This window comes from Pedobacter aquatilis (assembly GCF_030409415.1).
Taxonomy (GTDB): Bacteria; Bacteroidota; Bacteroidia; order Sphingobacteriales; family Sphingobacteriaceae; genus Pedobacter; species Pedobacter aquatilis.
In genome coordinates this window covers 168,850-192,915 of sequence record NZ_JAUFPW010000036.1, presented here as the reverse complement: position 1 = coordinate 192,915, position 24,066 = coordinate 168,850, and the positions used below count along the sequence as shown (strand labels likewise).

Genomic DNA, 24,066 nt, shown 5'->3' with positions numbered 1-24,066 from the left:
CAATCAGCAGTTCCAATATATAAGTTTGCAAAAACTGGACTAAGACATATATAATTAGAACGCCTAGTAAAATCTTTGAATTTCCTTATTCCATATTGCCAGCAAGGTCATACAGATACCAATAAGGGTTCCGACGAAATGGATAATTTCCAGCAAGCCGCAAAGCACAGCAAAACAACTCAGTATTTTTTAAATTTGATTTTAATTTTAGCCATTCAACCAATGCAAAATCTGAAGCTTTGGACCACAGTAAACTATTGAAAATTCTACTTTTTTAAAAATGTTTTGCCGACTAGCTCGTAAAATATTCTCGGAAAAAGCGGCGACTCAAATACTTAGTTGCGTCAAGTTTTTTTTTCGAAAGAAGGTTTGGTTAGTCTGCCGCTTAGTTCTGCTGACAAGGTATTTAGCAGTAATTTTTCCTTTGCAATAATTTTCTAATTGCTTTGATTTATTTTTCATACTCATCCTTCCAAAATTTATAGGTTTTCATATGTTCTCTTCTGTTTTTAAATTACAATCTTAAGTTTTGCCGCCCTCATCCGAGAGTGCAATCAAGACTGCTCCAGCAACCATGACCAATCCGCCAACAACAAGTTGCCAGGTAAGTTTTTCTTTAAGGAAAATTACCGACAGCACTATTGCTACAACCAGCGACAATCTTTCGATACTAACCACATAAGAAGCCGGCCCAGAAGACAGCGCCTTATAAGAGAATAAGGTAGAGAGGGTAGTAAATATGCCTGCTGCAATTAAAAATACCCATGCATTTTTCTCAATGGTTCTCCAGTCACTGAAATTTCCCTGAATGAGCACAATCATCCAGGTAATTGCCAAAATCAAAACGGACTGAATAGCAAATGCGAGGCTCGAATCCACATTTTTTAATCCGGCCTTTGTCAAAACGACAACGAGTGCAGCAGATATTGCTGCTAGTAGAGCCCATACTATCCACATAAGCAAAGAGCATTAAGACTAAGATGGGTTAACCTAATGACAGAATCAATTTTGTAGATGACCATGAATTGTTTAACGTAATTATGTTTTCTCATAGCACATCAACATCGTGCTACGCTCAAAAGTTTTCTGGAATTTCAAATCAGCTTTAACCGTTTCACTCAAAAAAAGTTGAGCACCGACATGCGATTTGCGAATACTATACTGTGAGTTAGATCCGGATGCGTTACACAACGTAAATAAAGACGAGATTCTCAAAACTAATTTCTATAGAATCAGGTTTAAATTTTCTTTATATCAACTAAATCAAATTCACAAAGTAACCGCCCCCGGATTTTAACCGAATAAGAAATTACAGTAACAGCAAGTCAGTGGCAAATCCTAGACATTGCCTTATTTATATTGATGGAATGGTTCACAAATCAAACACCTAATTCCCTTTTCCCAACTTTTTAAGATTCAGGATATTTCCGATTATCAATATCAGCTCTCCGTGCAATGATTTTGGTTGCGAAAATTTAATTAAAAAGGTTTCGTTTATTTTAAATTCTTTTAACTAAAGTGCTAAAACACGTTTGGTTTTTGAACTATCACTGGCATTAAATTTCGTCTGTTAAAACTAAGCTGATAAAGTTGGGTTATCTATATATATACTAAATATTATGAAAGCTGAAAATCCTGCATTGGTACCAGTTCAAATCAGCGGCAGTTGTTTATCCGTAGAGTCGAGCAGAGAAGTAAGCGATGAGACAAAAGCCATTTTATTATACAAGCAAAGTGTCGGAAGATTATTAAATGTGAATGAATGGGGAAATTACAGCAGACCATCAGCTTTTCAGTTATTTAATAGTGATGGAAAGGAAATGGACCGAATTGTAATGGAAGGAGATTATATCAGGATCGACATTCCTGGACCAGGAACCAATGTAGGAAATGGTTACGATTGGGTAAAGGTTGAATTGGTGCAGAGTGGAAAAAGTTCGCAAGAGGAATGGACCGCCATCCGTGTACGCCCATCAGCAATGCCGAATTCATTATCCCCATCAATAGCACATTTTCTGCGTAAGGAAGCCACTTCCACATTCATAGTCAGCCGTAAAGATTTAGTTGTGACAGCCAACGAATTTGCAAGAAATGAAATGACTAATAAAGAAGGTTTGGGAATTTTCGATATAGCTAGAAATTTACTCGTAGGAACAGCGGCAAAACTCGGTTTTTCTCAACCTCAATGGAAAACTCTTATGGATGGTCTATTGAATCCTTAATTTAAAATTCTAAGTCTTACTTTCGGTTTATCTCAATTAAAATATTGTTGAGTTCTGGCCAGATGTTTTCAGCAGCCCTTACATAACCTGCTTTAATAGTATTTACACCATAAAATATTTTTATTAAACTTTCGCTCGTAATAAGTTCTAAAAAGTTATCAACTAGTTTTCAATAATCTTTTACGGCAATCTGAGAAAAAAATTGCAAGTGTTCAAATTCTTTATATCTGGCGGCTCGGATAGGTAAACGAATACAAGCAACGATATCATCACATTCAGGATTTTGGATTTTACCTAACTAAGAAACAGGCCTAAATTAGTAGCTATTTCAATTGGTGTTATGCTTCGAAGGAAATTATTTGCGCCAAGTTCAATTACGAATAAGGCAAAAACCACCTAAGGATGTTGTTCAGGCGGTTACGTGGTATTTGTGGCTGCCCGCCCATAGCACTCACATTCATTAGCAAGTTTGGCAGCCAACTCCTTGTCCAATACATCTGGTTTCAACCGCCAATCCCAATTGCCCTTTTCTTTACCGGGGACATTCATTCTGGCCGATTCATCAAGAAATAAAATATCCTGAACGGGCAAGATCGCCAGAGCAGCGACGGAGCTGTAACACATCCGGAGCATTAGTGCCTGCAAATTTTCTTCGCTGACATTTTGATCAAAATACCTGTTCAGCCGCTTTTTCATATGCGCATCGGCTTCAGAGCGAAACCACCCTCTAAGGGTATTATTGTCATGGGTACCTGTATAAACGGCGGTATTAGTCGGATAATTATGTGGTGCGTGGATGGATACGGGAAGTTCTTCACCAAAGGCAAACTGGAGCACCCTCATGCCAGGCAGATTAAATGCTTCCATAAGCGCTTCTACTTCAGGTGCATGCTCGCCCAAATCCTCAGCAATAAAAGGAAGGGTTGGAAATTCTTTTTCCAATAGCTTGAAAAACGTCACACCCGGTCCTTTCTTCCATTCTCCACTTATTGCGTTTGTTGCGTTAGCTGGCACCTGCCAGTAATAGGCAAATGCCCTAAAATGATCTAATCTGAGGCTGTCATAAAGCTTTAAGTTTTGCTTTAGACGGTCTACCCACCAACGATAGTTGTCTTTTTTCATAACTGCCCAATTGAAGATGGGCATGCCCCATAACTGTCCGGAACTGTTAAAATAATCGGGAGGCACGCCAGCGACCTTAATTGCCCTCAATGTTTTATCAAGCAAAAAATATTCAGGCATCGTCCAAACTTCAACAGAATCCATGTCCACATAAAAAGGTAGGTCACCGATAAATCCAATACCCTTTGAATTGCAGTAATCTTTTAATGCATGCCATTGCCTGAAAAAAATAAATTGCTGCCAGCATATTTCTTCAATTTCACGGGCATATTTTGTTTTAAATTTATTTAAGGCTGGCGTTTTGCGATATTTAAAATCATCTGGCCAGTGGTACCATTCCTTTCCATTCTGGTGATTTTTTATTGCCGCATATAAGGCATAATCATCCAGCCATTTCCGTTCTGTATCCTTAAATTTTTCAAAAGCATCATTCAGTAAGACATTCACAGACCGCTTAAAAACTTTAAAAGCTTTACTGAGTAAAGCGCATTTCTTCGCCTCGACTTGTTCAAAATCGACATAACTCCCTTTGGGCAAGCGGGCCTCTTCAAGGTCAGATTGGTTAATTAATCCTCCTTCCAGAAGCGCTAATGGATCAATAAGCAAAGTATTACCGGCCATAGCCGAAGCACTTGAATAGGGGGAATGGCCATTTGCGGATTTCGTCGGATTTAATGGTAGTATCTGCCAGTAGCGCTGTTTAGCCTGGACAAGAAAATCAGCAAATGCTCTGGCGTTATGGCCTAAATCTCCAATGCCAAAGTCAGTACTTAATGAACTAATGTGCATGAGGATACCGGCTTTACGGACAGGTTTTGCGGGCTGCATTTCCAATAGTGCTATCGGAAAATCCTTAAACAGCTGCGAGGCTAAAATTCCATCATTTAAAATATCTTTGTGTCCCTGCGTTTTATTGAGTAAATCTTTCCAGCCAAATGGCGCCCCATCGGGTAATATGATCTGACTATCCGCCCAATCAAAATCTTCAACCAAAACACCTGAAGGGATAATTTTTGCAAGTCCAAGGGACAAAACTATAACTATCCATTGCTCGTTTCTTTGCCTTGCGAAAGCTAATAAATGATTGGCATATTTTCCGGTAGTCTTTAAAGGAATGTATTGGCCCTTACTGAAAAGTTCATGATGCGTTTTTCGAAGGTTTAAAAGAATCTTAGTGAGATGGGTTTTGATGTTTCCATTTTGCCGCTTCGGCCACAGGTTTGACAATGGCGGATTTTTTCCGAGGGATTTTAGAACTGTCCGAAGCGATTTGAAATCCACAGGCCGGCGATTGTCAGGGTCTACAAGGGATAAATCCCAGTGTTCGCTACCCTGATAAAAATCGGGTATACCTGGAGCGCAACACTTCAGCACGGTCTGTGCTAAACTATTAATTATAGCAAAGTCTTTGATTTTGGAGACAAAGTCCCGCATCAAGTTGAAACTTTTACTTCCATTTGCAAGGATTGCCCTGCTTATGGCCTTTAATTGTTTCTCATAATCCTCATCAGGCGATGCCCAGTCTGAACGTCTTTTGCCTTCGCGAAGCGCCTTATCAATGAATGCATCAATTCTACTTTTAAAATTTTCATCCACCTCTCCATCAAAGGGCATGATGCCAATGAGTGTTTGTAACAAAAGATAAAGATCATTAAGATGGATCTCCTTAAAGGATGGAAATTGTAACTGGTCATCTTCTATCACACTTTTTAATTCGAAAACAAATTTGCTCCACGCTGCGGGAATATCAGCCAATACATTAAGTCTTGCCCTAAAATCTTCCCCCCGTTTGGTATCATGGGTAGAGCTGGCATTTAAGCTATGAGGCCATTGTCGTCCGCGTTTCTGCATTTGTAAGTGGAAATCTTGTATATCAGTGCCAAAGTTTAGCAAAGAATCACCTACTTCATTGTGCGCAGTGAATCGATTATAGGTAAACATCAGCGTATCCTCTACACCTTTAGCCATTAACGGACCACTAAATTGCATGCATCGCTGGTAGAACTTACTAATCGATTTACAGTAGTCCTGACCGGATTGAGATGGAATTTTAACAAATATTTTTTCCAATAAGCTGGCTGATTGTCTTTTGTTAAGATTTTTATGTAACCCATTAATTATTTTATTGAGCTGTTCAAGACTTTCGCCTTGCAATGGGAAATTGTAATCGTAAAACCGATAAACCGGCATTGCAATTAAAAATTCTGCGATTGCACTTTTTAGCATTGATTCGTCTAGAGATAATTCTTCATCAAGTTTAAGTTCATAAAACAGGCGGCACAAGTTATCAAGTTCGCCCTGCATCTGGTCAGAAAGGATGGCACGTTTTTTTTCTGGAAGCATATCCTCCGGTATTTGCTTTTTTCTGGTGAAGCTCAAATAGGTTTCATCAAACTGATGCTCGGCCGCTTTGTTGGTTAGTACGTTGTTAACCTGCGATAGGAAATCATAGCCAGTCGTTCCTGCTACCGGCCAACTTTCCGGCAGTTCTTCCCCAGGTTCCAGAATCTTTTCTACCACCAGGAAAATTTCTGCTCCAACACGTATTCTCAACTGTTTCAAATATGCTTCAATATCATATAAACCATCAATATGGTCAATCCTTAGTCCCTGGAATATTCCTTTTTCACATAAGCTAAAGATGTATTGATGGTAATGTTCGAAAACTTCGGCTATGTGTATGTTTGTGCATATAAGTGCGTTAACCGTGAAGAATCGGCGATAATTAATTCTATCTTCTGTTTCCTGCCAGTGGCAAAGCCGATAAAATTGTTGTTCAGTAATTTTTAGAAGCTCTTCGGCAGATTCATTGATATCTGGTAACTTTGATTTAGCGAGGTATTTAGACGTGACATCATTTACAGGCCAACGGTCTTCTCCATAATGAATAAAAAAATCTCCCTGCTTACCTTTAATTTGCAGGGTTTTGTTTTCGATCGCTTCTTCGATTGATTCACCTAAGAAGGGCACCATCAATCGTCCGGCTGTACTGCTAAAATCAATATCAAAATAGCTTGCGTAGGCACTTTTTTTCCCAAACTTTAATACATCCATCAGCCACTCGTTGTCAGAATCGAATGACATATGATTGGGCACAATATCCTGAATCCATTTTATTCCTAGTTCCTTTAGCTTTGCGGAAAGTTCAAAGAGTTGTTTTTCTGTGCCAATTTCAGGATTAATTTCCAAAGGGGAAGTGACATCATAGCCATGCGTTGAGCCGGTCTTTGCTCTAAAAATCGGGGCAGCATAAATGGTATCAACACCAAGATTTTTTAAATAGGGTAGAATTTGCTCAAAATCAGCAAAATTAAATTCCTTGTGAAATTGTATGCGGTAGGTGGAGCTGGGTATGATCATTTATTTTATAAAAATTAGTAAGGATTCGGATTGGATAAACCCAGGGATTTCGGGTGTGCCGGATATTGTATCAGGGCCGCCATAGCTGGTGGAAGCTGAATTCAGGGCGAGCCTGTAATCGGATAGATCGCCTGCCGGTATTAAATCTGCAACTTTGTCTGAAAAATTAAATATGCAAATAACCTGCTGGCTTTCGGTTTCCCGGTGAAGCACCAGTAAATTATGCTCAGAATAGGCTATTGCCCGAGTATTTTGCCTGCCCGATTGCAATGCAGGGGAAGATTTTCTTAAACTGATTATGGCTTTGTAGTAATTCAGCATTTTCTGATGTTTGGCTTGGCTCACATTTTCCCAGTCCAGTTTTGAGCGCTCAAATGTTTCCGAAGCTGCAGGGTCTGGAACATTATCAATAGCATGAAAAGCTGCAAATTCATTTTGCCTGCCTTTACGCACGCTATCAGTGAGTTTTGCATCTGTGTGACTGATAAAATACTGGAAAGGTGAAACTGAGGCCCATTCTTCGCCCATAAACAGCAAAGGCAGGAAAGGTGAACAACATACTGCCCCGGCCAATACCTTCGAAAGTTCGTAACTTATTAGCTGACTACTGCGTTCGCCAAGCATCCGGTTACCGATCTGATCATGGTTCTGCGAAAAAACGATAAACTGCTTTCCAGGGTTATCGGCAGGTGCCCCGAATTTTTTTTTCCGGTGTTCAGAGTAAGCACCTGTGTAAACATAGGCATCATTGAAGGCTTTGGCAAGGTCTGCAATACCATTAAAATCAGCATAATAACCAAGGGGAGCCTGGCCTGCACTTACGCGAAGGGCATGATGGAACTCATCTGACCATTGTGCATCCAATTCATAGCCACCCTTATCTGCTGGATTAAGGTAGCGGTTGTCATTCAGATCTAGTTCGGCAAGTAAATAATATGTCTGCCCGGTATAGTCAGAAAGTTGGGAAACCCATTGCCTTAGTTCGCTAAGGATATGCTTGCTTCCAAAATCCTTGATGGCATGTACTGCATCAAGACGTAATGCGTCGATGCGGAAATCACGTAACCACATCAACGCATTTTCAATGAAAAAATTCCGTACGCCATCGCTCCACGCGTCATCAAAATTCATCGCCTCACCCCATGGGGTTTTGTATTTATCTGTTGCATAAGGGCCAAACGATTCTGCATAATTGCCTTCAGGTCCGAAATGATTGAACACCACATCTAGAATTACCGCCAACCCTTTTTCATGGCAACTATCCACCAGGGCTTTTAAAGCATGAGGTCCGCCATATGAGTTTTGCACGGCAAAGGCGCATACACCATCATACCCCCAGTTCCTGTTGCCGGGAAACTGTGCCACAGGCATAATTTCAATGGCTGTAATGCCCAAATCAACGAGGTGATCTAATTTTTCTTCGATTCCATTAAAATCTCCCTTTTCCGTAAAAGTTCCGGTATGTAGCTCGTATATAATGTAATCTTCAAGAACGATTCCCTTCCAGAGAGAAGAGTCCGACGCAAATGCGTTCAGGTCGATAGCACGTGAAGGACCATGTACGCCATTTGGTTGATACAAAGATGCAGGGTCTGGATAAACTTTAGTTAAACGCTCGGCTGATTTTTCTTCAGCTTTGGCGTCCGTTAGTAAAATCTGGTAATCATCGCCATCACGAATTTCTTCGGTACGAAGAAACCAGTAGCCCATTTCCTGCTTATTTAGAGGCAAGGTTAATGCATTGGCAGTAATATGAAGGCTGACACCCGAAGCCCTTGGTGCCCAGACCCATATGGTTGCCTGCCCGTCGTTGCAAAAATTCAGTCCGATTGTTCTTTGTTGTATGTTGATTTCCATGGGTTAATGTTTTGGGAAAGCAAAATGCTGATCTAACATTTCTATTCTTGATTTCTCAGCAAAATTTGATTAATCAGCCCGTGTCTGATGCCCTTCGGCGGTCACAATCCTCAGTTCATTATATAAAATCTCATCAGTACGTTCTTCAACAGATTCATCCTTATCAAACTGGCTTAGGTAAAATTCCTCATAGTAGGCCTTTATAATTGCTGCCAGTGGGGTAGCGAGCAGTGCACCGGTAAGTCCGAAGGCTGTACCCATTGCCAAAAGCAGAAATAACGAGGAAACCGGATGGATGTTCATGGTTGACGATCGCAGTTTAGGCATCAAAAAGTCGGAAACCAGTTCATTAAGCACTAAAAAAAATATTAAACACCAAAATGCTGTGGCCGGACTAACCGACAAGGCAACAAGTGTTGGCGGGATAGCCATTATATAAAAACCTATTTTAGGAATTAGTTCGGAGAAGAAAGCGAGTGCAGCCCAAACCAAGGCACCTGGCACATTCATCAAGGTAAGAAAACCATAAACCACAATCGCTTCCAGTGCACCACCAATCAGGTTTGATTTCATCCAGCCGACCAACATGACTGAAGTATGTTTTAATGCATGTTCTGCTTTTGAACGCTGTTCTGGTGGAAAAACGGTTAGGTACAATCCAATTATCGGACGGGGATTGCCGACAAAAAAAACCACCATACAGAGGAAAACAATAAATACAAAAATACCGCCCAATACCGAAAAGGAAAAATTCCCGATCCCAAGCACTGTGCTTCCGATGGAAGGCATCGCAGAAGAAACTGAAATTCCACCTTGGTTAACTTCCCGACTTAGTTCAGGGAATTTTTTGAGCAGGGTTTGTAGATAACCCATTACGCTGGAATAGTATTTAGGTAAGTTGCCGATTAATACATCAAGCTGATCGCTTAAGTGCGGAACAACCATCCAGCCAAGTAGAGCGCAAACCCCAAATATTATTGCGAACACGATCAGGCTGGCCAGCCATCGCTTCATTCCTTTCTTTTCTAATTTGCTGACCGGGGCATTTATGATTAACCCCAGCACCATTGCAAACAGGCCCAGCAGTACAACGCTCAGAATTTTGAACAAAAACCAAAGGAGGATGATCAGGCCTGCGGTATACAGGACAATTGAAGTAACGGTACGGTAAATATTTGAAGTAGATTTAAGGTTCATACCATAGCTAACCCACTTTGTAAGGAAATGTTTCTAAATTTTATTTTAATTGGCAACATGTATTTAGTTAAGCATATTTAAGAACAATTGGCTAAAGTTTTTATGGAATGACTAGGCGCACTCGTAAATGAGAAGTTAGATCCCGAAAATACACATATTACGAAGACTACATTTGGATCATATAGTAGCTGGGTTTTATATTTCAAACAAACAATCTCAATTTAGTGTTGTTCGGCATTATATTAAAAGTAGATTTCAAACAGCTCCTAAAAATGAACAACCCTAAAAGATTATTCCCAATTGTAAATGGGCTTGCCCTAATCTTAACAATTGCAGTTAACTACCTGTCAAATGCCGGTTTTCTGAATGGGGAAACGATGAAGACCATTTCCGACCGTTATTTCAATCACTTCACTCCGGCAGGGTTTACTTTTTCAATTTGGGGACTTATTTACCTTGGCCTTTTTGGTTTTGTGATTTTCACATCCACTAATCCTGTAAATGATAAATTTAAAGAAGGCATACTGACAAAAGTAGGTTGGTGGTTCGTTGTTTCTTGCCTTGCGAATTCATTATGGGTGGTCGCCTGGTTATCAGATTATACAGGTGTTTCAGTATTAATCATGACGGTTTTGCTATTCTCCCTACTAAAAATTGTTATCAATACCCGAATGGAGCTTGATGCACATCCTTTAAAACACTACTTATTTGTATTCTGGCCATTTGCTTTATATTCTGGCTGGGTTAGCGTTGCGCTTATAGCGAATGTTTCCGCTTATTTAACTAAGGTAGGCTGGAATGGATTGGGCCTTTCATCATTAACCTGGGCAATCGTAATGGTTTGTGTAGCGGGGATGGTTAATGTTTTTATGATTTACACCCGAAACTTACGGGAATTTGCTGCCGTTGGCGTTTGGGCATTGTTTGGTATTTCGGTATCTAATAAAAATAATGATGGTGGGGAAATTGTCACATATGCCTGCTATACGATTATGAGTGTAATCTTGGTTTGTATTATTTTACATGGCCTTAAAAACAAGTCAAAATCTATTCATAATATGTAGCTGGCAATATAAAATTTAATGAAGCATATTAAGATGGCTTTATGTAGTTTCAATTAGCAGGTATTCAGTATTTATTTTTTTGTTATAGTCTGATATTATCAGCCAATTTTATTATTCTATCAGTATTATACCGTTATGAACTTAAAGCAAACCATTTTTGTTGTGCGTTGTTTTCTGTTTATGCCTTTAAATGGTAAAAAAAACATTGAAATATGAATACCACACCGATACATTACAGCAATCTTGAAGCGCTTTCCAAATCCGATTATATCTTAACCAATGGCGGAACTGACATCACTGGATGGCAAGTAGTTAATGAGAGTGAGCATACTATAGGTAGGGTTCAAGACTTGCTGTTTGATACAATAAACAACACCATCAGGTACCTCGTTATTGAATTATTAACTGAAATTACAGGTTCGGAAAAGACAGTTATTTTGCCGATTGGTCTGGCTAATCTCTCAGAGAATACTGATGCAGTTGTGCTGCCGGATATACACAAGGAGCAGTTTTCGGCCATGCCAATATACATAAGTGGTGAGGTTACACATGATATGGAAGACCATATACGCTCCATTATAGGCAGTCCGGTAGCACTAAGACTTGAAGAAGATATCACAGAACTGGATCGCAGTGATTTTTATAAACATCACCACTTTGATAGAGGAAATGTAGCTCGTGATATCCGATCTCATTCTGGCAGCACATTCAGATTACCACCAGATTCATCAGAAAGCCCCGGATAATTTCAGATATAAGTATAAATACTCTTTCTTGCTGAACACCTTTTAAACTTTTATTTCTTTCTGCCTCAGATAGTATGTTTAAAATACCGATTTTAGTTTAATTTGCGTAGGTCAGTCTTTTTGAAAAATAAATGAATAGCGCAGAACCCGATACGAATTCCGCTTCCACAAAAAGGATGCTCCCAGTTATTCTTGCAACATCTATTTTCATGCAGATGCTGGATTCTACAATTCTCAATACTTCCTTGACAGCGATTGCTGCAGATTTGAAAGAATCCCCTTTAAACATGCAGAATGCAATTATTGGCTATGTGCTTACACTCGCCGTGTTCATGCCAATCAGCGGATTTCTGGCAGATAAGTTTGGTACCAAGAAGGTTTTCATATGTGCTTTAATTATCTTTGGTCTGGGTTCGCTTTTTTGCTCACTTTCTACCAACCTTACGCAACTCGTATTGGCCAGAATGCTTCAAGGCGTTGGCGGAAGCCTCATGACCCCGGTAGGAAAGTTGGCGCTCATACGCACGTTTGCCCGTAAGGATTTATTAAAAGCCATGAATTTTGCAATTATCCCTGCACTGATAGGTCCGGTACTGGGGCCACTGGTTGGTGGTTATATGGTTGATTATTTTAGCTGGCACTGGATTTTCCTCATCAATATACCAATGAGCATACTTGGTATAATATTGAGTATTAATTATATGCCTGATTATCGTTCCGCGGTTATTGATTTCGATTTGCGAGGTTTTCTGATATTTGCATCTGCTTCTCTGGCGCTGTCTATAGCGCTGGAATTATTTGGGAGTGAGGTGTATGTAACCCCTGCACTGTTCGCATTACTAACCGGTTTTATGCTTATGTTTTTTTATTACAAACATGCAAAGAAAGATAACAATCCTATATTTCCCCTAAACTTATTCAAAGTGAGGACTTTCAGGGTTGGTATTTTAGGGAATCTAGTGACCAGACTCGGCATTAGTTCAATACCATTACTTTTGCCCATGTTAGTACAAATTGCATATAATCAGTCCGCAGTCGTTTCCGGATGGATGGTTGCACCTATGGCTTTAACTGCCATGTTTGGCAAATCAAAAGTAATTAAAATTTTGGGGAAATTTGGATACCGGGCTACCTTGATGGTTAATACTTTTATTATTGGCATACTGATTTGTATCATGGGGTTGACTTTCATGCGGGAGTCGCTCTTTTATTATCTGCCTGTCATCGCATTACTAGGATTCTTCAACTCCATCCAATTTACGGCCATGAACACCATCTCAATTGCAGATTTGCGACTATACCATACCAGCAGTGGAAATTCACTGGTGTCGGTAAACCAACAACTTGCAATCGGGTTCGGAGTTGCTTTTGGATTGATCGTGCTCAAGATTTTCCAGGGAGATGCTAAAACAATCAATAATGATGTCCATCAGGCTTTCAGTTATACATTCCTGGTTATAGGCAGTTTGACCATACTTTCAGGATTGATTTTCCGTCGGCTGCATGTAAAGGATGGTAAAAACATGAGCTAGCGATTATTCGATGGACTTTTTCCAATACCTTGACAGCTGCTTTTAAGCAATTCCATTGCTTGATGGATCCGGATCTTGACCGTACAAAGTGGGATGGAAAGCTTTAAGTTATCTCCTCCTATTTATAGCCTTCCACTTAACAGAAAAATGGAGTGCGATAAGTATCAAGCCAATTTCAAGGGCTTTATCTAATGGTAATTCATCAAATCTGCATTGGATAAAAAGGTTGTCACATATGAAGAAATTTAGGCTGAAATCAGGAAGTACCGCCTTCATCGTATGGAGGATGTGCAGGCTTATGCAATGAAACTAAATGTTACACTCACCGAAGTGAAGAAATCTCTTCCTGGAAATCAAAGTTTGCAAAATGATATTGACATCAAAGTTTAGCTCTGTTGTTTTTCAGGATATTTATGGTAACCTCATCTGGTATGCCATTGAAGTATTTATCGATAACTGCCTGAAAGACTTTTGTACCATCATTTAATTGAGCAAATAAGCTCATGCAGGAATGAAGTTTTAAATAATCAGGATTTCCAAAAATCTGGAGAGCTGAGCGGTTGTTTATATTCAATACGGTTTCGGAAATTTCTATCAGGTGCTTGCCAAGTATCGGATGTCTCATAAAGGTCTCTGCCTCATCGATATCTCTGATTCCGTAGAATTGTGCGTTTTCACTATTTCCGATTCCCTTAAGCTGCGGAAATACATACCACATCCAGTGGCTCTCTTTCTTACCATTCTTCAATTCTTCAAGTGCCTGGGTGTAGGTTTCATTTTGTGCTAACACAAACCTGTAAACATCATCATTATTCATATTGCTGATAAATTCTAAATACTTGCAATATGTAATTAAATCTTAAACATGCGCTCATTTAAATGTATATTTTGCTAAATAGGGAATGCGGAATAGTTTTCGAGAACATCTTATATTCATTTCATTATAGCAATTTATACGTATCAAAAGAACAATTAGGGCATTAATACTGTATTTCATCTTTTCTTTATCAAATCTGATATTTTACTGTTATTAAATAGAGTCTAGGAATTGACTCATTAAACTTAAATTATATAGATTATGAAAGCAGCAGTTTTTCACAAGCCTGGAGATATTCAGGTAGATACAGTACCTGATCCGAAAATCCTTGACCCTAGAGATGTCATTTTGAAGGTTACCTCAACAGCGATTTGTGGTTCTGATTTACATATTCTTAGCGGCGCCGTTCCACAAAAAGATCCTTTGGTGATGGGACACGAATTTATGGGCATCGTAGAGGAAGTAGGCGCTGCAATTACCAATCTAAAGCGAGGCGATAGGGTCGTGGTACCCTTTCCAATTTCATGCGGCAAATGCTTTTTCTGCACACACGAAGCAAGTCCGGCTTGCGAAGAGTCTAATTATAAGAATTATGGTCCTAATGGCGACTTAGCAAGCCAGAAAGGAGGGGCACTCTTTGGATATACCGATTTATATGGAGGATATAGTGGCGGACAAGCACAATATGTTAGGGTGCCCTATGCAGATATCAGCCCAAGGGTAATTACTGAGAACCTGTCAGATGAACAAGCCTTATTTCTTACCGATATTTTCCCAACCGGTTGGTCGGCTATTGATTGGGCGCAGCTTAAGGGAGGAGAAGTTGTTGCAATATTTGGGTGCGGACCGGTAGGCTTGATGGCCCAGAAAGCTGCCTGGCTCAATGGTGCCAGCAGGGTAATTGCCATTGATCCTTTGGATTACCGTTTAGAAAAAGCAAAGGCCGTTAATAACGTAGATGTATTAAACCCGAACAAGGTGGATGTTGTAGAAGCTATTCGGGCAATGACTGGCGGAAGAGGGGCTGATGTATGTGTAGATGCCGTAGGTTTTGAACCAGAAAGAAGTTTTATGGACAAGGTTAAGGCCACTATAAATTTTGAAAAAGGTTCCATGAAGGTACTCGACATGTGCTTTGAGGCTGTACGTCGTATGGGTACAGTTTCAATTGTCGGCGTTTACGGTTCACCCTATGATAATTTCCCCTTATTCAGGATTTTTGATAAAGGCATTACAATTAAGCAGGGGCAGGCGCCAGTTTTAAATTATGTTGACAAGCTTATTGATTTGGTAAACGATGGCAAGGTAATACTAGATGATATTATTACTCATACCTTGCCATTGGAAGAAGCTGCGCATGGTTACAAAATCTTTAATGAGAAGGAAGAAGACTGTGTTAAAGTAATTTTAAAACCTTAGCGCTTAAGTTATTGCACTCAAAGTAAGTCACCTAAAAGATATTGATTGCATATATGCGGCATAGATTTGTAATCCATCAAAAATTCACCTAGTGGACTTTTGATGGATTACATCAGTTATGAGGGAAAAGAGCTCACTAAATTAACATCCATTTTACGGGTTCTATTTACAAGTGGATGCTGATGATTTGTTATACAAATTATATTCATGATGGTGGTGCTAACTAATATGCTGCAGACTGAAGTAAGTTTCACTTAAGACCTAAAGATTTGAATCCTGAACCATTTTTCTAAATCATGGGATAGATTATATAAAAAATTAAAGCGCAGTTAGGGTTATTATTAATTGATTATTAAGAAATGTTTACCAAAATTGCTATGTAAAATAAGTTATTCAATGGTATTATACATTGGCATTTATCTCTGTCTTTGGGCAGTATTGCAGCGCATCTGAACACTAAGTTCGTTGATGTTTTGAGGCTACCGTCACAATCATTTTTCTGGCTTTCTTCGCTTTCTTTTTTCCCTCAAGTTTAGCTTTGGTTGCTTTGCTTTTGCTGATACGCGACTGAAGCAACATTAAGCGATTCTTCCAGCCGGAGAGTATTTCGTTTTCGTAAACTGGCTTACCCTTAATATCAATGAGCCCCATTGTTTCAGCTAACTTGGAACTGGCTGCTGCTTTGGCCTTATTTTCCTTAATCCATTCATTCCTGTCTTTATCAATATTATCCTGATAAGATTTGATTGCGCTCTTTATTATTTTGACTTCTTTTGTGCTTTCACCCAGTTTTCTGTAAACGACCATTAGCCTATTATTTGCATCAATGTGCAGTGGATTTAATTTAATCAGTTTTTCATAAAAACTTGCAACCCGTGGCAGATCGTTTAAATCCTTGGTCGATTCAAGTGCCTTTGCCTCCTTGAAAAGTTTGTGTTCATTAATCTGCTTGCGGGTTGCCATGGTCTCGGTTTGTTTTTTGAATTTTTCTAATAAACGTTATCAGCAGTTAAAGGTTTGTCATAAAATAAAACCTGGGCATGGTTAAGCGGTTTTCAGCTTTGGGCGATTCAATGCCATGCGATAATCTGGAGATATAACAATTTGTTATTTTTTATTGTTACCACCAATATGGAATACGAAGTAAAAAACTATTTTTCAGGCACAAGTGGCCTTCTTCTACCTGTACCCAATAAGTCTTATTATCCTAAGGCTTACCGAGAAAAAACGCGACTCTGCTATTATTCTTCACTCAAGAATAGTATTGAGATAAACAGCTCATTTTATAAAATTCCGCAAGGTTCGACTTTAGAGCGATGGCGTGAAGAAGTGCCGCAGAATTTCAGGTTTACCTTTAAACTTTTTAAGGGGATTACCCATGCGCCTAATTTAGCGTTCAGAGATGATGATGTAGTCAGGTTTTTCGAAGCCGTCGATTCCATTAGTGATAAAAAAGGTTGCATTCTGGTGCAATTTCCACAGAGCATTAAATCTGGGAATAATGCATCTATTTTCGGGCTTTTAGAGTGCCTCTCTAAGCATAATAGTAATGATGCCTGGAAAATCGCTTTCGAATTTAGACATGCTTCATTATATACAGAAGAAATATATAAACGGTTAAGGACGCATAAATTCGGAATGGTTATTCATGATAAAGCGATGGTGCCAAGTGCTTTCGATGTTGTTCAGAATGATTTCAGATACCTCAGGTTTCATGGACCCAATGGTAATTACCGGGGCAGTTACAGCGATGATGTATTGTCGGAATATGCCACTTATATCGCAGCATGGTTAAAAGATAATAAGCAGGTTTATGTGTACTTTAATAACACTATGAGTGATGCTTATGGAAATCTAAATACATTAAACCGATATGTATGGGGCTTCATGCAGGCTGAAATTGTATAAGTCAACCCTTCATTAATTTTAAAGTCTAATATTAGGGCCGCTGCTTAGCATTCCATAGCTATCAGAAAAGCTCTACAGAAAGTTCTCGGTTAGTTTCGACCGAAGGATAACGTTCAAGAAATTCAGAATTTAGTGGTAATAACTAAAACTTGAAAAGAAGATTATAAATAATACTTAGCTGATTGCTTGCGAATTTACCAGGACCTGAATTGCCGGTTTATTAGAATGCAGCTAGAACCTTTATATGTCCTGAGTTCTTATTTGAGAGGTGTAGATATTCTTTCAATTTGAATTATTTATTGTAATTCATGCTTTATGATGAAAGGACTAATTCCAGACTGGATTAATCTTCTTTTGTTTTCTCAGTAACATCGTTTCTACCTTCTTCATACCTATCATCCCCGCTTTTATTCTCGTGAATAATCAGCGAGTTTGGTGTCGAAGAAGGGGAATTAGTGCCTGTTCCCGAAGTTTTGGGCATGCTGACTTCCGGTTGATTTTCTTTTGCACCATCCTTTAAAGTTGTGTTGCCAAGAGCTATTTGAGCAAGTTTTTCTTTTGCATCTATTTCACTGCGATCTTTATCCTGATTACCAATTTCCATTTGTGACATAATTTCTTTTTTAATGATTTAACATTAAGCACAAACAAAAGTTTTAACCAAAGGTGTATGAAATACGATTAATAAAAATTCTGCCCGATAGAATCTCTTTAAATAATTATTATTTCTTTCTGTTTTTATTTTTTAATTTAAAAACTATTTTAGCTATTCATTGTTAATGATGAATTAATTAAATTATAGATAATACGTTTGAATACTTTTACTAACGGAAAATTCAGCCTTTCAGGCGAAACTCTTACTGAAAATTTTGAACTGCTTACTCAGGCATTAGATGCTTCAATTTCTGGGATAATCATTACAGATCATACCCAGCCCGATAATCCAATTGTTTACTGTAATCGAGCCTTTGAAAACATCAGTGGTTATGACCGTTCCGATATCATTGGGCACAATTGCCGCTTTCTGCAAGCAGACGATCGCGGACAGCCGGAACGGCAAATACTACGTGATGCGGTAATTAATGGATCGGCATGTCAGGTCGATATTCGGAATTACCGCAAAAATGGTGAGCTTTTTTGGAACGAACTTTACATGTCGCCCGTTAAAAACAAATTAGGCGAAGTAACCCATTTCATTGGAGTACAAAACGATGTAACGGCCAGAAAAAAGGCGGAGCATGATTTGCGCCAGCAAAAACAACTTATTGAACGCAAAATTGAAGAGCGTACTGCAGAGCTTCGCACCAGTGAGGCCTTCCTGTCCAGTATTATCCATACGGTAAGAGAAGGGTTATTAGTATTAGATCCGAAATTTAATGTATTAAGTGCCAACGACCATTTTCTACGCACTTTTAAGGTAAGTGCCGAAGATACCTTAGGAAAAGAACTCTATGAATTAGGAAATCATCAATGGGACATTCCATTATTAAGGGAACTTCTGGTAAAAATCCTTCCAACCAACAACCCTGTAATTGATTTTCAGGTAGAGCATGATTTCCCATATATCGGCAAGAAAACCATGTTACTAAATGCTTATCGGGTAGAATTGGAAGGTCAATTTAAGGATCAAATTCTATTGGCGATTGAAGATATTACTGAAAGAAAAGAAATTGAGCGTCGTAAGGATGATTTTTTGTCTATTGCCAGCCATGAACTAAAAACACCGCTTACAACCATTAAGGGGTTTTTACAGGTATTACAGAAAACCACACCTCCAGGTGCATCTGAAAAATATAACAGTACATTGGATAAGGTGGCTACCTATGTAGATCGCTTAAATAACCTGATCTCAGAGTTGCTGGATGTATCCAGAATCCAAACAGGTAATATTGAGTTGCACAAGGCGAGTATAGATTTTGATAAACTTGTTCATGAAGCCATTGAGGGTATTAGGGCAACTTCCATTGAACATGAGATTGTTGTAACCGGAAAAACTGGAACAACAATTATGGGTGATGAATCTCATATTATTCAGGTTATCAATAATTTGCTTTCCAATGCTATCAAGTATGCTCCAGAGGTTAAAAAGGTAGAGGTTCACATCGCGAAACTAAGTGAATATGTAAAGTTTTCGGTACGTGATTTTGGTGTGGGCATCAGTCCCGCAGATCAGAAGAAAGTATTTGACCGTTTTTTCAGAGGTGGCGAACTTCAAAAACGTTTTCCAGGTATGGGTATAGGTTTATATATCTGCGATCAGATAATTAAAAATCATGGCGGCACGCTATGGGTTGAAAGTGAAAAAGGCAAAGGTTCTACATTTAGTTTTACGCTGCCACAAAACGGAAAGGCAAAAAATGAGCAATAAAAAAATACTAATATGCGACGATGATGAGGGAATTATAGATTTGCTCGAAGTAATGCTGGATGATTCACCGTTTGAGGTAATAACTGAATTGAACAGTTTGAACATGCAACAGCTTATTAAAAAGGAAAAGCCAAATTTGATAATTCTCGATTTGTGGATGCCAGTTATATCAGGTGACCAGATATTGGGAATGATTCGCTCAAATCCGGAAACCGAAAATTTGCCGGTTATTGCCATTTCAGCTAGCCGAGATGGGGAACAGATAGCGATGGCAGCTGGTGCAACTGCCTATCTAGCCAAGCCATTTGATATCAATGTATTAACGAATTTAATTAATCTTTATCTTGAAGCAAAAAATCAGGAACAGTTAAGTGCTTAAAGGCTTCAGCTAATTATTATAACTTGTATTTGGTACTGCCATGGTACTACATTTATGTTTGAATAATGACTTAGCTACAGTGAAGGGTAGCATGTAGCTTATCTAAAAGGTCATTATTTTGCAGATTAGAAATCTACTTTAGTATTTATTTAAAATGTGTAGCGCTTAACATTTTGAATAGCTAGATTATTTTCTTGTATAAGCTGTTCAAATCCAGTAAATCATTCGGCTTAATATCTAAATCTTTGCACTAATGCAATTAACGTTATGCTAAATAGGACAGATGCTTCTTTTTCCGTTTGGTATATCCAGGTGACATCAATCTGTTATAATTGTTAAGCGTTCATAATTTTATGAACGATTTTTAATATTTTATTAGCATAGCGCTCAATAATTATTTTATAAATAATGATTACTTCTTTTAATGATCTTAAACATTAATCAATATTAGCAAAGTACATATTATTTATTCTTTACAGTTGTCTTTTTTTCTAATAAATTTAGTTTTATATTTATTATACTAAAATATTTAGTATATTTTTGTTGTACTTTTATAATACAGCAATATGATTAGGTCGTTTGAGAAAAGAGCAGAGCAAAAGATTTCGGGGTTTCAATCCCCGGCGGCTGATTATTTAGAAGGCCGCTTGGACATTGTCGAAAAATTGGTGGTAGATCCGCATGTAACCTTTTACTTTAAAATGGAGGGTGATGCCATGAATGCATATGGTCTGCAAGATGGTGACTTGCTTATCGTTGATAAATCACTTCATGCTGTACACGGGGCAATGGTTGTGGCATTTATATCAGGTGCTTATACCTGTCGAATTTACATAGATAATCAGGGTATCATTGGCTTACAAAATGGGTTGGATGTTTTGAAAACATTTCCAGAAAATGATGCACTGATTTGGGGAGTAATAACTGCTGTATGTAGAGGTGTTTTGCCTAGCGCATTAAAGCAAGGGAGGTATCGGGATGTTTGCGCTTTGTGATTGTAATAACTTTTATGCATCAGCCGAAAGGCTTTTCCGGCCCGAATTGAATGATTTGCCAATTGTAGTGTTGAGCAATAATGATGGTTGTGTAATTGCTCGAAGTGAAGAAGCAAAGGCTTGTGGCATAAAAATGGGCGACCCTGAATTTTTGGTACGCGACCTGATTAAAAAATTCAACATACAGGTGTTTTCCAGTAATTATGTGCTGTATGGAGATATGAGCGAGAGGGTTATGCATAACTTAAGTCGGTGGTTTCCACGTTTGGATGTTTACAGTATAGATGAAGCCTTTGGCTGGCTGGGTGGTGTTAAAGATTTGGTTAATTATATACCAAAGATCAGACAGTCTGTGGTTCAAAATTCAGGCATTCCGGTTTCCATTGGTGTTGCGCCAAGCAAAACACTGGCTAAACTGGCTAATAAGCTTGCCAAGAAAAACGGCGGCGTGATGGTTTTAGATACAGATGAAAAGATAACAGAAGCCATAGCCAAATTTCCGGTGCATGATTTATGGGGTGTTGGGAGGCAATATTATAAAAAGTTTGAGGAACTAAAAATAGAGACAGTTGGGCAATTACGGGAAATGCCTGAAATGTGGTTTAAGCAAAACATGACGATTATGGGGCAAAGGATGTGGAATGAGTTATGGGGCAGATCGTCCATTCCGATTGATGCAGTTAGGGAAACTAAAAAAGGTATTACAGTGAGTCGTTCCTTTCGCAATTACATTGAAGACCCTGGTATACTTGCCGAAGCCGTTACGCTATATGCTTCCAGACTTGCTGAAAAACTTAGGGCAGAAAACTTACGCTGTTTATATTTGCAGGTTTTCTTATATACCAATAAAAATCGTGAAGACCATCCGCAACATTTTCCTACACATACCCATAAGCTTTTAATTGCAAGTAACAACACGTCAGATTTGGTGAAAATTGCTGTAACGGTTTCAGAGAAATTGTTCAAATATGGCGTTAAGTACCGTAAGGCAGGTGTTATTGCCACAGGATTAGTACCCGAATCAGAATTGCAGCTTAACATATTTAGTAATCATGATGGCGGAAAGAAAGATAAGGTTTCTGAAACATTAGATAAGCTAAACCTTGCCTATGGACGTGGAACGATTCGAATGGCAACAGAGGGGTATGAAAAAAAGTGGCGTTTAAAACATGAGTATTTATCCAAAGGTTACACAACCCGTTGGGCAGATATTATCAAGGTGAAATAGATTAATAAATTCAATTTAAGGAAAGATTATGTGTGGCAGAACATTAATTGGAGAAAGTAAGGCGATGGCTGCAAAGGCCGGCGTTATACTGGGAGGCGAAGCAAAAGAGAAAGATACAAATCGTCCGCCGGGTACTGATATGCCCATTATATTGGATGCAAGGCCAGGTAAATTACATTATATAAAGTGGGGCCTAATTCCGTCAAATTCAAGAGAAATTCCCAAATTCTCTACCACTTATTGCAGGATAGAAACCATGCAAAGTTTACCAACTTATAAAAGCCTGGTGGGTAAACGTCACTGTGTTTTTGTTGTTGAGGGTTTTTACGAGTGGGATAGGAACAGTAAGGATAAACAACCTTATTTTTTCGAAAGAATGGATAAGCGGATTATGTTGCTTGCGGGTTTTTGGGACAGTTGGAAAGATCCTAAAACAGGCATCGTAATTCCATCTTGTACCATGATTATGCAACCAGCCAATAGCTATATGTCAAAAATCCACAATCGTATGCCTTGTTTGCTTTCAGAAGCCGAGAGTGCCATTTGGCTTGACCGGGAATTACCTGCATCGGAGCGTTTAAAGGTATTGCATCCGGTAGATAATTATATTTTGAAAGGCTGGCAAGTGGATGCGAAATTAAATAATGCCCGGAATAAGGATGATGATAATAACAAACCATCCGGACCTGACTTAACCTTATTTAATTAATATTTTGGAACAGCTGAGTTTTTTTGCCTTATCTGGTCAGAGTGTTGGTCTGCCAAGTGATGTATTGGAATATCACGGCGGTTTCATTGATGCTGTAAAAAGTGATGCAATATTACAAGAGTTGATTGCAATTACACCCTGGAAACAAAAGGTGGTCCGTTATTATGATAAGGAAGTGATAACGCCCCGCTTATCGGCTTTTTATGGTGATGCTACCCAGGTTGATTATACCGCTATAGGTAAATCTAAACCTTTTGAATGGACACCGCTATTGTTAACCCTAAAGAGAAAAGTTGAACCGATTGCTGGTATGGCTTTCAATAGTGTTTTGCTTAATTATTACAGAGATGGGCAGGATTCCGTAGCCTGGCATAGTGATAATGAAACTGTAATGGGTTCACATCCAATCATCGCTTCACTTTCTTTTGGTCAGGTCAGAACCTTCGACATCCGCCTGAAAGCAAATCATTCGGTAAAATATGGTGTAAGGTTAGAACATGGTTCGCTTCTGATAATGAAAGGGGATTTGCAGCAGAATTGGGATCATCGGATTGCCAAATCCAAAAGTTTTATGCAGCCCAGGGTTAACCTTACTTTTAGACGTATTATTCATCCATTAAATGTATGATTCAACTAATGTATTTACATGCTGATGCCAACGAGGAATTAGGTTATCAAAGCTATCTGATTGTTCAGCAGGAAAACAATAAGCCTTATATGATTTTGAAAGATGATGAAATTATTGGAGAATTGGAATTTGTTAAAGACACCTGGACAGGTTCTGTACTATCGCCCTTAAAGCAGTCATATATACAGGATATTGGTAAATTCATTAGTCAGCAAGCCTTTTATAGATTACCTTCACAAATCTTGGCCAGAGGTAGTGAATATGTTAAGGATATTGTTGTGGTTTCGGAAGCTGAAATCATGGTGATTTGTCTGCCTGATGTAGACTTCAATGCTTTTAGAAGGCTTTTTAACATATTTGTTAAGAATATAATGCAGCAAAATGATATAATGAACTTTAAAGTATTTGATTCAAACTTTGAGCATGATTTTAGCCTTGAAATCCAAATCACAGCAACAATTATGAAAAACTTTAGTCTAAAAAATTGGAGTTAAGGCTATTATACTAAGTGTCAA

At 38.7% G+C, this 24,066-nt stretch carries 20 protein-coding genes; 13 read left to right on the top strand and 7 right to left on the bottom strand.

The annotated features are described in order from the left end of the window. Nucleotides 1-522: 522 nt before the first annotated feature. The gene (locus tag QWY86_RS19165; protein WP_290244497.1) at nucleotides 523-957 is read right to left on the bottom strand and encodes an EamA family transporter; all 435 of its coding nucleotides are present in this window, start codon (nucleotides 955-957) and stop codon (nucleotides 523-525) included. Nucleotides 958-1,619: 662 nt separating this feature from the next. Here QWY86_RS19165 and QWY86_RS19160 point away from each other — a divergent pair. Beyond that, nucleotides 1,620-2,222 (top strand): hypothetical protein, encoded by a 603-nt coding sequence (locus tag QWY86_RS19160; protein WP_290244495.1) that lies wholly within the window; start codon nucleotides 1,620-1,622, stop codon nucleotides 2,220-2,222. 417 nt (nucleotides 2,223-2,639) lie between these two features. Here the strand turns inward: QWY86_RS19160 and treY are convergent, their stop codons facing one another. From treY to QWY86_RS19145, 3 genes are all read right to left on the bottom strand, one after another. Next, nucleotides 2,640-6,704, bottom strand: coding sequence for a malto-oligosyltrehalose synthase (gene treY, locus QWY86_RS19155; protein ID WP_290244493.1), 4,065 nt, complete (start codon nucleotides 6,702-6,704; stop codon nucleotides 2,640-2,642). Beyond that, nucleotides 6,705-8,561 carry a malto-oligosyltrehalose trehalohydrolase gene (gene treZ, locus QWY86_RS19150; RefSeq protein ID WP_290244492.1) on the bottom strand — a complete coding sequence of 619 codons (1,857 nt, stop codon included), beginning with the start codon at nucleotides 8,559-8,561 and terminating at the stop codon, nucleotides 6,705-6,707. A gap of 69 nt (nucleotides 8,562-8,630) precedes the next feature. After that, nucleotides 8,631-9,758: an AI-2E family transporter gene (locus tag QWY86_RS19145; protein ID WP_290244491.1), complete on the bottom strand. Its 1,128-nt coding sequence runs from the start codon at nucleotides 9,756-9,758 to the stop codon at nucleotides 8,631-8,633. Nucleotides 9,759-10,030: 272 nt separating this feature from the next. Here QWY86_RS19145 and QWY86_RS19140 point away from each other — a divergent pair, with 272 nt between their 5' ends. The 3 genes from QWY86_RS19140 to QWY86_RS19130 all read left to right on the top strand — a co-directional run bounded on the left by QWY86_RS19140 (nucleotide 10,031) and on the right by QWY86_RS19130 (nucleotide 13,100). After that, nucleotides 10,031-10,822 carry a TspO-related membrane protein gene (locus QWY86_RS19140; RefSeq protein WP_290244490.1) on the top strand — a complete coding sequence of 264 codons (792 nt, stop codon included), beginning with the start codon at nucleotides 10,031-10,033 and terminating at the stop codon, nucleotides 10,820-10,822. A 212-nt stretch (nucleotides 10,823-11,034) separates the two neighbouring features. Continuing rightward, on the top strand, nucleotides 11,035-11,568 hold the full coding sequence (locus QWY86_RS19135; RefSeq protein ID WP_290244489.1) for a PRC-barrel domain-containing protein: 534 nt from the start codon (nucleotides 11,035-11,037) through the stop codon (nucleotides 11,566-11,568). Between the two features lie 131 nt (nucleotides 11,569-11,699). Continuing rightward, complete coding sequence (locus QWY86_RS19130; protein WP_290244487.1) at nucleotides 11,700-13,100, top strand: MFS transporter; 1,401 nt, start codon at nucleotides 11,700-11,702, stop codon at nucleotides 13,098-13,100. A 379-nt stretch (nucleotides 13,101-13,479) separates the two neighbouring features. Here the strand turns inward: QWY86_RS19130 and QWY86_RS19125 are convergent, their stop codons facing one another. Then, nucleotides 13,480-13,917 (bottom strand): DUF1810 domain-containing protein, encoded by a 438-nt coding sequence (locus QWY86_RS19125; RefSeq protein WP_290244484.1) that lies wholly within the window; start codon nucleotides 13,915-13,917, stop codon nucleotides 13,480-13,482. A 261-nt stretch (nucleotides 13,918-14,178) separates the two neighbouring features. Between QWY86_RS19125 and QWY86_RS19120 the strand changes: the two genes are divergently transcribed. Continuing rightward, nucleotides 14,179-15,336 (top strand): zinc-dependent alcohol dehydrogenase, encoded by a 1,158-nt coding sequence (locus QWY86_RS19120; RefSeq protein ID WP_290244482.1) that lies wholly within the window; start codon nucleotides 14,179-14,181, stop codon nucleotides 15,334-15,336. Between the two features lie 456 nt (nucleotides 15,337-15,792). On the opposite strand, the gene QWY86_RS19115 is transcribed toward QWY86_RS19120, so the two are convergent. Beyond that, complete coding sequence (locus QWY86_RS19115; RefSeq protein ID WP_290244481.1) at nucleotides 15,793-16,299, bottom strand: tetratricopeptide repeat protein; 507 nt, start codon at nucleotides 16,297-16,299, stop codon at nucleotides 15,793-15,795. A 168-nt stretch (nucleotides 16,300-16,467) separates the two neighbouring features. On the opposite strand from QWY86_RS19115, the gene QWY86_RS19110 reads away from it, so the two are divergent. Then, nucleotides 16,468-17,244, top strand: coding sequence for a DUF72 domain-containing protein (locus QWY86_RS19110; RefSeq protein ID WP_290244480.1), 777 nt, complete (start codon nucleotides 16,468-16,470; stop codon nucleotides 17,242-17,244). A 343-nt stretch (nucleotides 17,245-17,587) separates the two neighbouring features. On the opposite strand, the gene QWY86_RS19105 is transcribed toward QWY86_RS19110, so the two are convergent. Further along, on the bottom strand, nucleotides 17,588-17,857 hold the full coding sequence (locus tag QWY86_RS19105) for a hypothetical protein (protein ID WP_290244479.1): 270 nt from the start codon (nucleotides 17,855-17,857) through the stop codon (nucleotides 17,588-17,590). Nucleotides 17,858-18,055: 198 nt separating this feature from the next. Here QWY86_RS19105 and QWY86_RS19100 point away from each other — a divergent pair, with 198 nt between their 5' ends. The 7 genes from QWY86_RS19100 to QWY86_RS19070 all read left to right on the top strand — a co-directional run bounded on the left by QWY86_RS19100 (nucleotide 18,056) and on the right by QWY86_RS19070 (nucleotide 24,045). Next, nucleotides 18,056-19,612, top strand: coding sequence for a PAS domain-containing protein (locus QWY86_RS19100; protein ID WP_290244477.1), 1,557 nt, complete (start codon nucleotides 18,056-18,058; stop codon nucleotides 19,610-19,612). Continuing rightward, entirely contained in the window at nucleotides 19,602-19,991 is a 390-nt protein-coding gene (locus tag QWY86_RS19095; RefSeq protein WP_290244475.1) for a response regulator, read from the top strand. The genes QWY86_RS19100 and QWY86_RS19095 overlap by 11 nt, the downstream gene beginning before the upstream one ends. A gap of 566 nt (nucleotides 19,992-20,557) precedes the next feature. Beyond that, the gene (locus QWY86_RS19090) at nucleotides 20,558-20,986 is read left to right on the top strand and encodes a S24 family peptidase (protein WP_290244474.1); all 429 of its coding nucleotides are present in this window, start codon (nucleotides 20,558-20,560) and stop codon (nucleotides 20,984-20,986) included. After that, nucleotides 20,970-22,214, top strand: a complete 1,245-nt coding sequence (locus tag QWY86_RS19085; RefSeq protein WP_290244473.1) for a Y-family DNA polymerase — start codon at nucleotides 20,970-20,972, stop codon at nucleotides 22,212-22,214. Before QWY86_RS19090 ends, QWY86_RS19085 begins: the two co-directional genes overlap by 17 nt. A gap of 28 nt (nucleotides 22,215-22,242) precedes the next feature. After that, nucleotides 22,243-22,923: an SOS response-associated peptidase gene (locus tag QWY86_RS19080; RefSeq protein WP_290244472.1), complete on the top strand. Its 681-nt coding sequence runs from the start codon at nucleotides 22,243-22,245 to the stop codon at nucleotides 22,921-22,923. Nucleotides 22,924-22,927: 4 nt separating this feature from the next. Next, nucleotides 22,928-23,551 (top strand): alpha-ketoglutarate-dependent dioxygenase AlkB family protein, encoded by a 624-nt coding sequence (locus tag QWY86_RS19075; protein ID WP_290244471.1) that lies wholly within the window; start codon nucleotides 22,928-22,930, stop codon nucleotides 23,549-23,551. Further along, complete coding sequence (locus QWY86_RS19070) at nucleotides 23,548-24,045, top strand: hypothetical protein (RefSeq protein WP_290244470.1); 498 nt, start codon at nucleotides 23,548-23,550, stop codon at nucleotides 24,043-24,045. Before QWY86_RS19075 ends, QWY86_RS19070 begins: the two co-directional genes overlap by 4 nt. The last annotated feature ends 21 nt before the right edge of the window (nucleotides 24,046-24,066 follow it).

Bases quoted from the DNA above. Each gene is read 5' to 3' on its own strand.
- QWY86_RS19165 (WP_290244497.1), bottom strand. From the start codon at position 957: ATGTGGATAGTATGGGCTCTACTAGCAGCAATATCTGCTGCACTCGTT.
- QWY86_RS19130 (WP_290244487.1), top strand. From the start codon at position 11,700: ATGAATAGCGCAGAACCCGATACGAATTCCGCTTCCACAAAAAGGATG.
- QWY86_RS19105 (WP_290244479.1), bottom strand. From the start codon at position 17,857: ATGTCACAAATGGAAATTGGTAATCAGGATAAAGATCGCAGTGAAATA.
- QWY86_RS19120 (WP_290244482.1), top strand. From the start codon at position 14,179: ATGAAAGCAGCAGTTTTTCACAAGCCTGGAGATATTCAGGTAGATACA.
- QWY86_RS19090 (WP_290244474.1), top strand. From the start codon at position 20,558: ATGATTAGGTCGTTTGAGAAAAGAGCAGAGCAAAAGATTTCGGGGTTT.
- QWY86_RS19095 (WP_290244475.1), top strand. From the start codon at position 19,602: ATGAGCAATAAAAAAATACTAATATGCGACGATGATGAGGGAATTATA.
- QWY86_RS19085 (WP_290244473.1), top strand. From the start codon at position 20,970: ATGTTTGCGCTTTGTGATTGTAATAACTTTTATGCATCAGCCGAAAGG.
- QWY86_RS19135 (WP_290244489.1), top strand. From the start codon at position 11,035: ATGAATACCACACCGATACATTACAGCAATCTTGAAGCGCTTTCCAAA.
- QWY86_RS19145 (WP_290244491.1), bottom strand. From the start codon at position 9,758: ATGAACCTTAAATCTACTTCAAATATTTACCGTACCGTTACTTCAATT.
- QWY86_RS19140 (WP_290244490.1), top strand. From the start codon at position 10,031: ATGAACAACCCTAAAAGATTATTCCCAATTGTAAATGGGCTTGCCCTA.
- QWY86_RS19160 (WP_290244495.1), top strand. From the start codon at position 1,620: ATGAAAGCTGAAAATCCTGCATTGGTACCAGTTCAAATCAGCGGCAGT.
- treY (WP_290244493.1), bottom strand. From the start codon at position 6,704: ATGATCATACCCAGCTCCACCTACCGCATACAATTTCACAAGGAATTT.
- QWY86_RS19125 (WP_290244484.1), bottom strand. From the start codon at position 13,917: ATGAATAATGATGATGTTTACAGGTTTGTGTTAGCACAAAATGAAACC.
- treZ (WP_290244492.1), bottom strand. From the start codon at position 8,561: ATGGAAATCAACATACAACAAAGAACAATCGGACTGAATTTTTGCAAC.
- QWY86_RS19070 (WP_290244470.1), top strand. From the start codon at position 23,548: ATGATTCAACTAATGTATTTACATGCTGATGCCAACGAGGAATTAGGT.
- QWY86_RS19115 (WP_290244481.1), bottom strand. From the start codon at position 16,299: ATGGCAACCCGCAAGCAGATTAATGAACACAAACTTTTCAAGGAGGCA.
- QWY86_RS19110 (WP_290244480.1), top strand. From the start codon at position 16,468: ATGGAATACGAAGTAAAAAACTATTTTTCAGGCACAAGTGGCCTTCTT.
- QWY86_RS19080 (WP_290244472.1), top strand. From the start codon at position 22,243: ATGTGTGGCAGAACATTAATTGGAGAAAGTAAGGCGATGGCTGCAAAG.